This window comes from Listeria grandensis, assembly GCF_014322885.1.
Taxonomy (GTDB): domain Bacteria; phylum Bacillota; class Bacilli; order Lactobacillales; family Listeriaceae; genus Listeria_A; species Listeria_A grandensis.
The window spans coordinates 463,824-480,912 of the sequence record NZ_JAASUG010000001.1 but is presented as its reverse complement, the minus strand read 5'-3'; the positions used below and the strand labels follow the sequence as shown (position 1 = coordinate 480,912).

6 protein-coding genes are annotated in these 17,089 nt (G+C 42.6%); all 6 read left to right on the top strand.

Annotation, left to right across the window (positions count from 1 at the left end; all coding sequences use genetic code 11):
- The first annotated feature begins 179 nt into the window (after positions 1-179).
- The 6 genes from HCJ54_RS02100 (at position 180) to HCJ54_RS02075 (ending at position 17,055) form a co-directional block, all read left to right on the top strand.
- Positions 180-6,059, top strand: coding sequence for an Ig-like domain-containing protein (locus tag HCJ54_RS02100; protein WP_187136449.1), 5,880 nt, complete (start codon positions 180-182; stop codon positions 6,057-6,059).
- Between the two features lie 409 nt (positions 6,060-6,468).
- Positions 6,469-12,339, top strand: coding sequence for an Ig-like domain-containing protein (locus HCJ54_RS02095; protein WP_187136448.1), 5,871 nt, complete (start codon positions 6,469-6,471; stop codon positions 12,337-12,339).
- 593 nt (positions 12,340-12,932) lie between these two features.
- The gene (locus HCJ54_RS02090; protein WP_187136447.1) at positions 12,933-13,598 is read left to right on the top strand and encodes a YveK family protein; all 666 of its coding nucleotides are present in this window, start codon (positions 12,933-12,935) and stop codon (positions 13,596-13,598) included.
- Positions 13,595-14,281, top strand: coding sequence for a CpsD/CapB family tyrosine-protein kinase (locus tag HCJ54_RS02085; RefSeq protein ID WP_244966872.1), 687 nt, complete (start codon positions 13,595-13,597; stop codon positions 14,279-14,281). The genes HCJ54_RS02090 and HCJ54_RS02085 overlap by 4 nt, the downstream gene beginning before the upstream one ends.
- A 220-nt stretch (positions 14,282-14,501) precedes the next feature.
- On the top strand, positions 14,502-15,695 hold the full coding sequence (locus HCJ54_RS02080) for an O-antigen ligase family protein (RefSeq protein ID WP_222712940.1): 1,194 nt from the start codon (positions 14,502-14,504) through the stop codon (positions 15,693-15,695).
- Complete coding sequence (locus tag HCJ54_RS02075) at positions 15,658-17,055, top strand: nucleotide sugar dehydrogenase (protein ID WP_244966871.1); 1,398 nt, start codon at positions 15,658-15,660, stop codon at positions 17,053-17,055. The genes HCJ54_RS02080 and HCJ54_RS02075 overlap by 38 nt, the downstream gene beginning before the upstream one ends.
- The last annotated feature ends 34 nt before the right edge of the window (positions 17,056-17,089 follow it).

The window sequence follows — 17,089 nt, the reverse complement described above, 5'->3', positions numbered from 1 at the left end:
AAAAATAGGGAAACAACGCGATTTCTGCTGCTTGTTTTCATCAAAATAGAGATGTACCAACATTTCTTTACTCTGCATAACAGAAAAAAGCAACTGTAAATAGCCACAGGGAGTCTACATATTTTTCTGTCTACATGTGCTATTTTGAAAGAGTATTTAATTACAAAAGGAGGAAAGCCGTGAAAAAATTACTACTAACTTTCTTTATCGCATGTCTATTTTTAGGGTTCGGAGCAACTAAAATACATGCAGAAGAAATCCATACAAAAGATTTATTCAGTATACCACCACAGGATTGGATATTTAATTCAGGCATAGATAAAGGAAAGTATCATGATCGACAGGACTTAGGTTTTATTTTAAGCCCCAATACCGTTCTCAAAGTAAGACAAGTAAACTCAGATTATAAAAGTAAAATCACTGTAGGGCTGGTTGGTGATGCAGCTGCTATAGAACGATCGGTTAGTGTGGGTTCTGAATGGGTAACGGTTAGCAGCACAGAAGCGACCGTTCCATTCGTGACAACACCATATAATACAGTGAACCCAAAGCTTGAGTATGAAGTAGAAAGTAATCAACCTCAAAAGCCATTACCGATTTATAATTACGGTGACAGCGAAAAACAATTTTTTAATACATGGGATAAATATGATTGTGAATATGGTTTGATAAAAGGCAAAGACTTTCAACTATTCCTTCCTAAAGCTGGTAAGGAAGTAGCGCGATATCCAACTGATTTCTCATCTTTAGACGGATTGATTGATTATTATGAGAAAGTTTTCACTTTGAATAATAAAATGGCTGGTTTTGATAATTCATCCCCAACAAATAAACCAGGGAAGAATCGCTATTTCTTGAAGGCGAGAAAAGACGGCTCATCAGCAGCGTTAGCCTATTATGGCCCGAACTGGACTGTTCACGTCTCTCCAAAAGGAGACTTATGGCTTTATAAGGGATGGGGGGCACTTCACGAAATAGCCCACGGGTATCAAACATATCTGGATGGATGTGGAATGTACACTGGAGAAGTATTTAATAATATATTTGGCGCAACGTTCGAGTATCAAGAAATGGGCAAAAAGGAAGCAGATAGTACGGGTTGGCTATTTGGCGGGAACAAAGCTAAAACAGAAAGTGATCTATATGATAGTATGATCAAAAATCCGGGAACCTATGAATCTGTCGGCCTGCGTGAAAAATTAATTTTGCACATGTTGTTACTACAAAAAGCAGGGACTGAGGCTTTTGCAAAAATGTATCAAGGTTACCGCTTGGAAGCAAATCAGCCAGGATATAATGAAGGTTCTTATTTCTTGCCAAATGAGCTAAATCGTTACTATAGCGAGTACAGCGGATTTGATTTTTCACCAGTCTTAGAACGTTGGGGCTTTAAGATGCCGGCCAAACAAGTAAGCATCAATAGAGCGCGAGGTTACAAGGCAGTGGCATCATTGGCCGATGTCGTTCCAGAAAGCCATTTGCTTGCCGCACGTGCTTTAATAGACCCAACGACTTTAATTAATTCTAATTTTGAAATGGTAACAAATCAAGAAATTGCATCATTAGGATTGAAAGGTGCATTAACAATAAAATTAAATGAAGCCAACGTGGTGCATCTAAAAGGCACTAAAATTTTACTCAAGGATGGCAAAAAAGTTGTCCAAGAACAAATGATCAAAGGGCAAGATGTGGCATTTCATCATGTACCAAATGGTATATACACCGTCGAATTTTTAGGAGATGCAATGACATCCTACGAAGTACCGCAATATTATGCGTATGTGAAAGGAGCTCAAAATCAATTAACGATACCAGCATTACAACAACTTAATCCAACCAATTTAACAACACAAAAAATAATGATGAAAGGACTAGGTGATAAAGAAGTTGGTTATATTCAAAGCGATTTAGCGAAGCATCAAGTGACAGTTGCCATTACAACAACCACCCCGCATTCTTATTTTGGAAGCAGCGTTTATGTCGGTGTAAAAATTATCAATGCAAAAGGCGATCTCGTGTATAAAAAAGAAGCTACGGGGTCCAATGCCACAACGGAAACGAAAGTGCTGCCAGTTGAAGCAGGCGATAAAATAGAAATTTACCACGCAGAACCATCTCGTCTAACTTCGACAGAGCCTATCCTTGTCAAAAATAAAGATAATGTGCTCATCATGACGAAATGGGGTCTGAAAAACGATCAACTAAAAAATGATCCAGAACAAGACTTGATCCGTAAAATTGATAAAGAAGGACAGCGCATCATGCAGGATGAAACGTTGAAAGCCACCCCATTTATCCAGTCAACAGAAAAGAAGAGCTTAGAACTCGCGATCGATCTGCTCAATGAACCATTCAAAGGCGAATATTTGGAAAAATATGCACCGATTCTATCTTCCGCCCTGCATTATGGTGACACGTTCGACTTTACATTCAAACGTACCGATGACACACCGTTTGCGACGATGCAAGTAGATATTCCAAAGAAACAAGCGACCATAGATACAGAAGTGGGAAAACCCAATCTAAACTTCCCAGAAAAATATGCCGCCATTTTGATTCAAAGTGGCACAGGCATCAAGAAATATGAGCGAAATTATAATGGTACAACGAACTATGCGGAATCTAAAAAAACAGTGAACCTAGCGATTGGCGATTATATTACGGTTTACCATGAAGCAGGTGACAAGCAGTTGCGCATAGTCAACCAAGACAGTCAAGCGGAATTACCAACCACCAATAAAGTTGTGACCTACCAACTAACGAGCGAAGGCTTGCACCGCGTAGAAAAAGCAGATATACCCGCGATGAAACAAGCGATCCCTACAATAACAGGGACGACGCACATTGGTAACAAAACAATCAGCGGGACAGCGACACCTGGTATGAATGTCGACGTATTGATCCAAAATCGTGTGGTAGCTACTGTTACGGCTGATGAAGCAGGACAATGGGAAGCGACTGTCCCTGCGTTGCTAGTCGATCAGATTGTCTATGCGACAACCACTTTCGATGACCAAGTCGCAGAAAGTACACGTCACACGGTCACACCAGAAAAACCAAGTATCACATCCATGCTAAGCGCTGGCGAAACAAAAGTAACTGGTACCGCAACACCGGGCGTGAAAATAGGCATCCTGATCAATGGTAGTACGGTATCTACGGTCACTGCATCCGCTGCAGGGCAATGGACAGACACCGTGAGCGACCTTATTGCTGGTGAGAAAGTACAAGTGAAGGCAGAGGTCGGAAACCAACAAGTAGAAAGCGATGTGTATACCATTGCACACAAAAATCCAAGCATCACCTCGACGCTCACAACGAAAGAAGCAACAATGATCACAGGACAAGCCGTACCAGGCGCCAAAGTAGAAATATGGTTGCAAAACAAAATAATAGCCACTACCATAGCAGATCAAGCTGGGCAGACTAGCGTAACTGTCCCAGCATTAGTAGCTGGCCAAGTCCTCCGTTTGCAGGCCACTTTTGGCACACAAACACAAGAAAGCGATGATTATATCGTCGCACCAGAAAAACCAGAAATCACTTCTCCTATAGCTGGGGGCTTATTCACGATAACAGGAACCACATCACCAGGTGCAAGCATAGCAATTCTTGTCGAAGGTAAAGTCATTGCGAATGCTTTAGCGAGGAACAATGGAGAGTGGAGAGCATGGTTTTCCTCCCCATTAGTGGTAGGGGGAACCATGCAGGTTAAGGCTACCATAGGCGCGACGGATCAAGTCAGCGACAATTACACGATAGCACCAGACCAGCCCACCATTGATGACCCCTTGACAGCAAAGGATACGAGGATAACAGGGACCACGTCGCCAGGAGCTACCGTCAAGGTGTTCATTGAAAAGCATATCGCAGCAACCACGACTGCCAATGAAACTGGTCGATGGACAGCAACGGTTCCCCCATTAGCTGCTAGCGACAATGTGCAGGCGGAAGCAATGCTTGCCAATCAATCGCAAGGTAGTAAAAGTGGAGTTTACACTGTCATCCAAGAAAAACCAACGATCACATCGAAGTTGATGGAAGGTGAAACACGCATGACAGGATTAGCGACTCCCAATTCAAAAGTGGATATATGGATTTCAGATAAGTACAGCGGAACAGTAAATACAGATGCAACAGGACGTTGGAGGACACCGGTGCCTAAACTCATCGCTAACCAGAGACTAGAGGTTAGAAGTACCTTTATTGGGGTTTATGTATATAGTAGTGTCTATCCCGTGGGGTTAGACATGCTCGGTAAAGTCAAAGCCCAATTGCATACGGCAACATCTCATGTCACCGTATCGGGAGAAGGCGCGAGTAAAGCAACCATCACGATTAAAGCAGGTACGTTGACGATTGGAACAGGTGTCAACGATGACCAAGGACATTTTGAAATCACCGTTCCCGCGCAAGCCGAAGGAACCGTACTCAGTCTCACACAAACCAAGAATACGAAAACAAGTCCCGTGACAGAATCGGTTGTCTATGTGAAATTAGCGAAGCCAAGCGATATTAGCACCGTGTCCGAAAACAGTACACGCATTACCGGAAAAGGCGTGGCAGGCGCCACTGTTCGTGTGGAAGCCAAAGGGGAAGAAATCGGCCATGCCGACGTAAACACCAATGGTCAGTTCACGGTGGTCATTCCTAAACAAGCCGAAGGAACGACCTTAAGCATCACCCAAGCCAAAGGCGAGAATGAAAGCGACGCAGTCGAAGTAACCGTTGTGAGTGGCCGAGTCGAGCCCCCAACAGTGACGCCATATTATGCCGGTGTTGCCTATATTCGCGGTAAAGCACCTATAGGCGCTTTGAAGGTCACCCTAAAAATTGATGGTAAAAATGTACGCGTAGCGAATGTCAACGCCGATGGTAGCTTTAGTATTTACGCCAATGACATCCCCGCGTTAAAAGAAGTAGGAACCGAGTTTGAGATTGTCGCACAAGATGCGACGAATCATTGGAGCGAAGCCGCCAAAGAGACCGTTCAGAAAGTGCAGGCACCAACGTTAAAACCATACCAAGTAGGGCAAGAATTTGTCACCGGAACCGTCGCCACAGATGTTACTAAAATCGGTCTGTACGATAAAGCGGGGACGCTCCTTCGCTACGGACAAATTAATACAGACGGTACCTATCAAATTTTAGCGAAAGATAAAGCGGCACTTCAACAGGCAGGTGACGTATTCTCCGTGAAAGCATTTAGTGCCACCGGTGCGGTGAGTGAGGAGACAAAAGGAACAGTAGCCACAGCTTCGATCACGTTAGCCCCACCGACGATTGCCGATTATTACGCAGCGAGCACTTATATTCGAGGCAAGGCACCAACAGGAGCTACGAGCATCACACTGGCGATTAATGGCAAAAACATTCGAAACGGGGCGATTGCGGCAGACGGTAGTTACAGCATTTATGCCGGCGATATCGCACTGCTCAAAGAAAAAGGAACAACATTTAGTGTTACCGCACGAGATGCCAACAATCAAGCGAGCAAAGAAGTGACGAGTACAGTTCTCGGCATTCTCCCTCCAGTTGTTGCCCCATATCAGGTAGGCCAAACTTATATCACAGGAATTGTCGAAAAAGGAGCCACGAAAATTGGCCTCTATGACAAAGATAATAAGTTGATCCGTTATGGTCAAATCAATCCAAACGGCACCTTCAAGATTTATGCGAAAGATACCAATCTTCTCCAAACTGTCGGTACAACATTTATCGTCAAGTCGGTAGACGCACAGGGAAGTGTCAGTATCGGAGCACAAGGAAGCGTTATTGCAACTCTATCAGATCCGCTTTCCATCACCAACTATCAAATGGGAGCCGCTTATATTCGAGGAAAAGCACCAGTAGGAACCGCTAGTATTGCCATCCTGATAGACGGAAAAAGCATCCGAACAGGTAGCGTTGCCCCAGACGGGAACTATAGTATCTATGTCAGCGGTGTGGAAGAGTTGAAACAAGTAGGAACCTTCTTCCATGTGGTCGCTTACGATACCAATAAACAACCCATTAGAATAAGCACAAGCGAAGTCAAAGCATCAGTAGTTGTTAAGTAAGTAGAACACAAGAGCAGCCATGATCGTAATAAAAAAGCATCGCCCTATATCAGGTTTTCTAGTTAGAGAAACAAGTTATAGGGTGATGTTTTTTTGTAGCTTTCCGAAACTTTGCGGGACTGCCCCTTCGTGATTGATCCATAAAATCAGTAGAAGTAGCTAGCCCATATTTCGAAAATATAGAAGGAAAGCGTTTGCTGAAACAGGTCTATCGATTTAGCAATATTGAAAAAAATAGGAAAACAAAGCAATTTTTTCTGATCGTTTTCATTGAAAGATAGTTATACCAACGCTTTTGGACGTTACATGTTCCCAAAAAACATTAGTAAATAGCCACAGGGAGTCTACATATTTTTCCGTCTAAATATGATATCTTGAGAGAGTATTTTATTACACAAGGAGGAAAATCATGAAGAAGCTACTACTAACTTTTTTTATCGCATGTCTATTTTTAGGGTTCGGAGCGACTAAAATACATGCGGAAGAAATCCATACAAAAGAGATGTTCAGTATACCACCGCAGAATTGGATATTTAATTCGGGCATGAATAAAGGGAAATATCATGACCGGCAGGACTTAGGATTTATTTTAAGCCCCAACACGGTTCTCAAAGTAAGACAAGTAAATCCAAATTTTAAGGGAAATGTAGCTATCAGATTACTTGCTGATGCGGATGCCGTAGAGCCTTTGGTTTATGCGGGTCCTGAGTGGACAACCATCAGTAGTACAGTAGCAACGGTTCCATTTGCTACGACACAATATGACACAGTGAATCCGAAGCTCGAGTATGTGGTGGAAAGTAAGGAACCTCAAAAACCATTACCTATTTATAATCACGGCGACAGCGAAAAACAATTTTTCAACACGTGGGATAAATACGATTGTGAATATGGTTTGATAAAAGGAAAAGATTTTCAGTTGTTTGTGCCGAAAGCTGGTAAGGAATTAGCGCGATATCCAACAAGTTTTCCATCTTTAGACGGAGTGATTGATTATTACGAGAGAGTATTTGCTTTTTATAATAAAACAGCGGGATTCGATAATTCGTCTCCTACCAATAAGCTCGGAACAAATCGTTATTTCTTGAAGGCGAGAAAAGATGGGTCCTCATCCGTGTTGGCGTACTACAGTACTAACTGGACCGCGCACATTTCTCCATCCGGTAGCCTATGGTTCGGTAAGACATGGGGCCCGCTTCACGAAATAGGTCATGGCTATCAAACCGGTTTGGATGGACGCGGTATGTATACGGGAGAAGTATTTAATAATATATTTGCCGCATTATTCCAGTATCAAGATATTGGCAAGAAGGAAGCCGATAGTACAGGTTGGTTATTCAATGGCAACAAAGTGAAGACAGATGCCGACCTCTATAAAAGCATGGTCAAAAATCCAGGAACGTACGAAACTGTAAGTACACGTGAAAAAGCACTGTTACAATTGTCGATGCTACAAAAAGCAGGTTTTGAGGCATTCACCAAAATGTATCAAGGCTATCGTTTAGAAACAAATAACGGACGTGAAGCAGGTACTTATTACTTGCCAAATGAGCTAAATCGCTATTATAGCGAATATAGTGGATTTGATTTCACGCCAGTCCTCGAACGCTGGGGATACAAGATGCCAGCGGAACAAGTGAGTATTAATAGATCACGAGGCTATCAGGCAGTGGCGTCGTTGGCCGATGTTGTTCCAGAAAGCCATTTGCTAGCTGCACGTGCTTTAATCGATCCGAAAACGGTATTCAATTCGAGTTTTGAAATGGTAACGAATCAAGAAATCGCGTCATTGGGCTTGAACGGTGCATTGACCGTCAAATTAAATGAAGCTGACGTGGCGCATCTAAAAGGTACTAAAATGGTGCTCAAAGACGGCAAAAAAGTTGTCCAAGAACAAATGATCAAAGGGCAAGACGTGGCGTTTCAACACGTACCTAACGGCATCTATACCGTTGAATTTTTAGGAAATGCGATGGGTGCTTATGAAATACCACAATATTATGCATATGTGAAGGAAGCACAAAATGAATTAACGATACCGGCCTTACAACAAATCGCGCCAACCAATGTAGCCAATCAAAAGATCACTTTAAAAGGAATCAGTGATAAAGAAATTGGCTATGTGCAAACCGATGTAGGGAGACATCAAGTGACGGTTGCGATTACAACATCCAGTCCCCATTCTTATTTCGGAAGCACGGTGTACGTCCGTGTAAAAATCTTCAACGCAAAAGGCGATCTCGTCTACGAAAAAGAAGCTACTGGATCCAATGCCAAAACAGAAACGAAAGTGCTACCATTTGAAGCAGGCGATAAAGTGGAACTTTACCATGCAGAAGCATCTCGCCAAACCGCTTCAGACCCTATCCTTGTTAAAAGCAAAGATAACGTGCTCCTCATGACGAAGTGGGGGTTGCGGAACGAAGAACTAAAAAATGACCCAGAACAAGACTTAATCCGCAAAATTGATGCAGAAGGAAAACGGATCACGGAGAATGAAGGATTGAAAGCCACCCCATTTATCCAGTCTCCAGAAAAGAAAAACTTAGAACTGGCGATCGATTTACTCAGTGAACCATTTAAGGGCGAATATTTGGAAAAATATGCGCCGATCCTATCTTCCGCCTTGCACTATGGCGACACCTTCGATTTTACATTCAAACGAACCGATGCGACCCCATTTGCGACAATGCAAGTAGATCTTTCAAAAAAACAAGCGACCATAGATACCGAAGCAGGCAAACCAAATCTAAGCTCAGCAGAAAAATATGCCGCCATTTTGATTCAAAGTGACACCGGCATCAAGAAATATGAGCGAAATTATCATGGAACAACGAACTATACGGAATCTCAAAAAACAGTGAACCTAGTAATGGGCGACTACATTACGGTTTATCATGCAGCAGGGGACAAGCAGTTACGCATTGTTAATCAAGACAGTCAAGCCGCGCTATCAACCACCAATAAAGCGGTAACCTACCAAGTAACGAGGGAAGGCTTGCAGTGCGTACCAGAAGCAGACGTCCCTTCCCAGAAACAAGCAGACCCAACCATTACAGCGAAGACGACTATTGGTGACAAAACACTCAGCGGCACAGCCACCCCAGGCATGAGTGTCGAGGTAGTGATCCAAAACCGCGTGGTCGGTACGGCTACGGCGAATGAAGTCGGCCAATGGGAAACCACCGTGCCGGCGTTGCTAGTCGATCAAGTCATCTATGCGAAAACCAGCTTGGACGGCCAAGTGGCAGAAAGTACGCATCACACGGTGACACCAGAAAAACCAAGCCTCACATCGGTGTTAGGCGCTGGCGAAACGAAAGTCACCGGCACCGCGTCCCCAGGCGTCAAGGTCGGTATCACGATCAATGGCAGTACCGTATCGACGGTCACGGCATCTGCGACGGGCGAATGGACAGGCACCGTCAGTGCCCTCATCGCCGGTCAAAAACTACAGGCCAAGGTAGTGGCAGGGAATCAACAAGTCGAAAGCGATAGCTACACCATTGTACCGAAAAAACCAAGCATCACAGCGACCCTTACAACGAAAGAAGCAACGACGATCACCGGTCAAGCCGTACCCGGCGCTAAAGTAGAAATAGCGACGCAAAATAAAACCATCGTGAGTGGGGTGGCCAATCCAGCAGGACAGGTGACCATAACGATCCCAGCCTTGACAGCTGGCCAAACCATCCGCCTGCAGGCCACATTTGGCACACAAACACAAACCAGTGAGGACTTTGTCGTGGCACCAGAAAAACCAACCATCACGTCTCCAGTCGTAGGAAAAGCAACGAAGCTAACCGGGACTACCTCCCCAGGAGCTGTCGTAGCGATGCTTGTTCAAGGCAACGTGGTGGCAACAGGTGCAGCCAATGACAAGGGCGAATGGACAGCGACCGTCCCCGCTTTAATAGGCGGACAAACCGTGCAGGTCAAGGCGACGATGGATGCGACGGATCAAGTCAGCGATAGCTATACAGTCGCACCCGATAAACCAATCATCCAAGCGCCCCTCACAGCGAAGGATACGACCATCAAAGGAACGACCTCACCAAAAGCCACCGTCCAAGTATCCATTGAAAATACCTTGGTAGACACGGTAAGTGCGGATGATGCAGGCCAATGGACGGCAACCGTCCCAGCACTAACGGCAAGCGATGAGGTGCAGGCAGAAGCCAGCCTCGCGAATCAATCGCAAAAAAGCGATGTTTATACCGTTATCCAAGAAAAACCAACAATCACTTCGAAATTGGTGGAAGGTGAAACGCAAATGGAAGGTTTGGCTACACCAAATTCCAAAGTGGATGTATGGATTCAGGGGAAGAACGTTGCGAGTGGTTTGACAGACACGACTGGACATTGGAGAGCCGTAGTCCCAACGCTTGTTTCGAACCAGAACGTGCAACCAAGAGCCTTTATAGCGGGAGCCTACGTAGACGCGGTCAAAGTGCAAGTAGGCTTAGATAACCTGGCTAAAGTCAAAGCCCAATTGCATACGGCAACATCCCATGTCACCGTATCGGGAGAAGGCGCGAGTAAAGCAACCATCACGATTAAAGCAGGTACATTGACGATTGGAACAGGTGTCACTGATGACCAAGGGCATTTTGAAATCACCGTTCCCGCGCAAGCCGAAGGAACCGTACTCAGTCTCACACAAACCAAGAATACACAAACGAGTCCCGTGACAGAATCGGTTGTCTATGTGAAATTAGCGAAGCCAAGCGATATTAGCACCGTGTCCGAACATAGTGCGAGCATTACCGGAAAAGGAGCAGCAGAAGCGACCGTTCACGTAGTAGCGAATGGTCATGAAATCGGCCACGCAAAAGTCAATGCCACCGGTCATTTCACTGTCCCAATCCCGAAACAAGCTGAAGGAACCGTATTGAGCATCACACAAGCAAAAGGTGACAATGAAAGCGACGCAGTGGAGGTCACCGTTGTGAGTGGTCGATTAGAAGCACCAACGCTAACGCCATATTATACTGGTATCGCCTACATTCGTGGCAAAGCAGCGGTAGGGTCTACGAAAGTCACCTTAAATATCGATGGCAAAAATATACGCACAGTGAACGTCAACGCGGATGGGACTTTTAGTATTTACGCCAATGATATCCCCGCGTTAAAACAAGCAGGAACTAAATTTGAGATTGTCGCACAAAATGCACACAATCAGACAAGTGAAGCAACCGAAAGTACGGTACAAGCAGTCCAAGCGCCAGCTTTGAAACCGTATCAAGCAGGACAGGAATTTGTCACCGGAACGGTTGCCACAGATGTTACTAAAATCGGTCTGTACGATAAAGCGGGGACGCTCCTTCGCTACGGACAAATTAATACAGATGGCACCTATCAAATTTTAGCGAAAGATAAAGCGGCACTTCAACAGGCAGGCGATGGGTTTTCCGTGAAAGCATTTAATGCCTTAGGTGCGGTGAGTGAAGAGACAAAAGGCATTGTGACAGCCCCACCAGCGACATTAGCGCCACCAACGATTGCCGATTATTACGCAGCGAGCACTTATATTCGAGGCAAAGCACCAACAGGAGCTACCAGCATCACGCTCGCGATTAACGGCAAAAACATTCGAAACGGGGCGATTGCGGCAGACGGTAGTTACAGTATTTATGCCGGCGATATCGCACTGCTCAAAGAAAAAGGAACAACATTTAGTGTTACCGCACGAGATGCCAACAATCAAGCGAGCAAAGAAGTGACGAGTACGGTCCTTGGCATCCTGCCACCAGTTGTTGCCCCATATCAGGTGGATCAAACTTATATCACAGGAATTGTCGAAAAAGGAGCCACGAAAATCGGCCTCTATGACAAAGATAATAAGTTGATCCGTTATGGTCAAATCAATCCAAACGGCACCTTCAAGATTTATGCGAAAGATACCAATCTTCTCCAAACTGTCGGTACAACATTTATCGTCAAGTCGATAGACGCACAGGGAAGTGTCAGTATCGGAGCGCAAGGAAAAGTCAGCGCCACCATACCAACAGATCCACTTACGATCACGAACTATCAAGTAGGAGCAGCGTATATAAAAGGCAAAGCCCCAGAAGGCTCTACTAGTATTGCCATCCTGATAGACGGAAAAAGTATCCGAACAGGTAGTGTTGCCCCAGATGGGAACTACAGTATCTACGTCAGCGGTGTGGAAGAGTTGAAACAAGTAGGAACTGTCTTCCATGTGGTTGCATATGATGCCAACAAGCAAGTGATCAAAATAAGTACGAGCGAAGTCAAAGCATTAGCAGCTACTAAATAAATAGCAACACAACAGAGACTTAATCTAAGTTGACTAAAAAGGGCATCTCAAGTTGTAAACAAGAATAAGCGGGGTATCACGAATTCCAATTTCTATGGATAACACGTGAACCCTGCTTATTTTGCTTATCTAGTATTTGATTTGAAAAGCATGAGAAATAGAATCGCTGGAAGGTAAATGTGTACTTGACGGGTGCTTCTTTTACTAAGTACTTTTTCTCTTTTTATTTCGCACCGAGGCCCCATGCTATACGTGCAAAATATGTACCACCAATACATGAATTATTAGTCAGACAAATTCATGGCGCCAGATAACGCTTTCATTAATATTAATGCTCCGTAAGCTACCCGTAACCCCTTTATTTTCAAGGAAATAGTTGTATTTTGTCTACAGATTTATACTCAAAATAAGTGTAGACTATATGTATAGCTTAAGGAAAAATAAAGGAGATGAGAGCATTCTACATGACTCTGAGCTGAGGAATAAGAGAGTTTCATATAATATTTCGTCCGAAGATTCCAAAATTATTAATACGGACAAAAAATACTGAATGAACAAAACCTAAGTTAGACAAGTGAAGTTGGAGGCGCAAGATGAGACAAGTAATAACGGTTAACAGCTTTTTAAGAGGCTTAAAAAAAATGTGGTCACTACTAATTATCATACCTGTCTTGCTAATACTAGTGACATCTGTTAGCACACTATGGGCAAAACCGATTTATACATCATCGACACAAGTATTAGTAACAACGACGGCGCAAAAAGATGAGATGCAAAGCTTTGAAGGAGTGCGAACGTCGATACAGCTTAGCAACACCTTCAGTACAACTTTAGCAAGCGCAAGAACAATGCAAGGCGTTATCGATAAATATAAGCTCAATATCACCCCTTCCGATTTAGCTAAAAAAGTGACAGTCTCAAGTGGTGAGAACTCATTGGTTTATACAATTACCGTAACAGATCGAGATCCTAGTAAGATTAAAGAATTGACGAATGGTATCGCTGAGGTATCACAAAAGGATTTCACAAAGCTATTTAGCTCCACTAAAATGGTGGTTTTGGAAAAAGCAAGTACTCCTGTAGAAGCTAGCAATTTAATCAAGTATGTACTAGCTGGACTATTCGGTATCGTCTTAGCGTTTGTGTTGATTATATTGCAGGCTAGTTATGATAATACGATTCGCCAAAAAATAGCAATTGACGAATTAGGCATTACATTTCTTGGAGATATGCCATTTATCAAAGGAGATAAGGAATGATGGAAACTAGAAGTAAAAAGAAATTACCTTTTTTTGACGGGGATTCGAATTCTTTTGAAGCAGAAAAGATTCGTTCTATACAAGTAAATATGCAGTTTTCCTTATTAACACAAGAGAACCACAAAAAAATTATGTTTACATCGGCGAATAAAGGCGAAGGAAAGACATTTTGTATTATCAATATAGCAAAAGAAGCCGCCAATCAAGGGAAAAAAGTATTGCTAATGGATTTAGATTTGCACCATCCACGACTATCACAGAGCTTGCTACCAAAAGAAAGAAAGGGGTTGATGAATGCGGTTAAAGAGGGAAACAATAAAAACATTCACGATAGCATTTACAAAATGGATGAAAATTTATATGTGTTACCAACGGGTGTATTGCCTCCCAACCCTTTGGGAATTATTAGTTCCCCGCTTTTTTCAGAAACATTAGATTTACTAGAAGATAAATTTGATCATATATTTATTGATACACCACCTGTGCGAGTTTTGGCAGATGGTCGGGTGATAGCTTCATTATGCGATGGCGTGGTTATGGTTATCCGTAATGGTGTCACAAAGCTTTACGAGGTGGAAGAAGCAAAGGATTATATCGACAAAGCTGGTGCACCGCTTATAGGGGCAATATTGAATGGTAGTAAGTATAGCGAGAAAGATAAGAAAGTATATGCCTATTATTAGATGGTTACTAGACAATTATAAATTAGTGATATTCTGCTTATGTTCCATGGTCATAGTGGAAATATGTGTATTCCTTCCATATGGATATGTTTTGTTTTGCATCCTAGTACTAGCAGCTGTTCCTTTCGTTGTGCATATCAATATGGAAAAATGCATGTTCGGATTATCTATTATTCTATTATGTGCCGGTTTTTTTGGCCCTTATTTAGGACTTCCAGCCATGGAGAATATCTTTTTATTTCGCATACTACTGCCGATTCATTTAATTCTATTCTTCTTTTTCTATAAAAAGGACTGGGCAAGATTAAAAAAAATTAAAAGCTTTTTGTTTTTATACGCGGCTTTTATTTTCGCGATGTCAATCACCTTGTTTTGGACAGACAGTATCGGAGAAAGTGTTCGATATATCTACTTTCTTTTTGAATGGATGTATGTCTTCTTTGTTTGTATCTATTTTTTGAAAGATGTGAAAAGCTATCGTACATTTGCGAAATATGTAGTTATTCTATATGTTCTGTTCATGGCGATTGGCGTATGGGAAGTTATTACAGGCACGCATCTTCCGCGTTCTGGTTCCTCGGTGTACATTACAACAACGAGTAAGCACCAACCGACCGGCTTTCAGTTTAATACAAACGATTATGCTTCTATGCTAGCTATTATTTTCCCTATCGTCATCGCTGAAATTGCGAAATGGAGAAAGAAGCTAGCCATTGTAGCAATAAGTGTTGTCTCATGTGTTTCCATTTATCTTATCATCGTGACCTTCTCTAGAATGGCTATGCTAGTTATCTTGATTGAAGTGGCGATACTGTTGATCAGTTGGATGAGAAGTTGGGCATTTACTGGGATACTGCTTGGAGGGATAGGAGCGGGAGTCATTTCTGTTTATATCAAGTTGAACTGGGTGACAGTGTTGTTCTCCGATGTGACAAGAGCTTTCACAGATAAGGATGGTTCGACAATCGAACGCATGGAAATGTATCGGGTCACATGGTCTTTAATAAAAGGCTCTAATTTTATGGGAATTGGGGCTGGAATGCTACCGACACATTTAAGCTTGGTGATGTATGGTTTTGAAAATATTTCAGCAGGATATTGGGCGCCACATAATTATTGGTTAGAAGCATTGGCAAATGGCGGGCTTCTTGCATTTTTACCACTCTTTGCTTTCTTTATTCTATACTTCATTGCCTCCTTTCGTTACTGGATGCAGACGGGATGGAAGGTGGACAGTACCGTTCCATTATTGATAGGGATCGCTTTTGTGTTTGCGAGTGTCGGTTTAAGTGGTACTTTTGACAAAATGTTTCTAGGTTTAGGAATTGGTATAGGATTGTGTTTACTGAATATCTATTATAATGCAACAGATCGTGATGAAAAAAGTATTTCAAATAAAACGCAGGATAGGTGAAAAAATGACTATTATTTTAAAAGAAAAAATATTAGAAAAGAAATTCAAAATAGCAATCATGGGAATGGGTTATGTGGGCTTGCCGCTAGCGGTTTCCTTTGCAAAGAAGGGTTTTGAAACCCTTGGATACGATATCAATATCAAAAAAATTAACGGCTTGAGTCAAGGCATATCTGATATTGAAGATATTTCAAATGATGTACTCAGAACGAGCTTGGAAGGTGGAAAACTACAATTAACGACGACTCCAACTGCTCTATCAAGCGCAGATGCAATTATCATTTGTGTTCCAACGCCGCTTACAGAATCTATGGAGCCAGATATGAGCTATATTCAAGTTGCCGTAGATACAATCAAAAAAAATGCGAAGAAAGGTGTGCTGATTTCTCTTGAAAGTACAACCTATCCTGGCACAACGCGAGAGATTATATGTACAGCAATGGAAGAAGAAGGCTATACGCTAGGTACGGATTTCTTCGCCTGCTACTCGCCAGAACGCGTGGATCCAGGTAATAAAAGATTCCAAACCGAGAATACGCCAAAAGTGGTGGGCGGAGTAGACCAGGCATCTAAAGAATTAGGAGAAACGCTATATAGCCAAGTCATTCAAGAAGTGATTGCCGTAAATTCTACAGAAGTCGCTGAGATGAGTAAGTTACTTGAAAATACGTTTCGAAGTATCAATATCGCTTTCATCAACGAAATGGCGTTGTTATGCGAAAAGTTAGACATAGATATTTGGGAAACGATTGAAGCATCAAGTACAAAGCCTTTTGGATTTATGAAATTTACACCAGGTCCAGGAATTGGCGGGCACTGTATTCCGCTCGATCCGATGTATTTATCGTGGAAAGCGAAATCGAAAAATTTCTATAGTAGATTTATCGAACTCGCGCATGAAATCAATCATTTGATGCCAGATAAGATGTCAGAGCATGTTGTTGCAACACTGAATCAACATAAGAAGTCCATCAATGGTTCACGCGTTCTCCTGGTAGGCATGGCATATAAAGAAAATAGCAATGATTTACGCGAATCACCAGGACTGCAAATCTTTGAGCTATTACGTAATCGCGGAGCCAATGTTGCCTTTTGCGATCCTAAAGCTCCTCAATTTGTGGATGAGCAAGGAGAGATACAATATTCTATTCCATTAGATTATTCTCAATTTGACAACTACGATTTAGTTGTTTTACTGACAAAGCATGACGTGTTTGATATAGCGGAAATTGGTAAAAACAGCAAGCTGATTTTAGATACAAAAGACATCTTAAAAAATAGTTTTGAAGATAAAAAAAGAACGTACGGCAAAGTGGCCAATCAGATAAAACCTATTTCAAAGGAAGAAGTACCTTTATAAAGAAGGTACAGGCAAGGTCGAAGGAGGTGCAAAA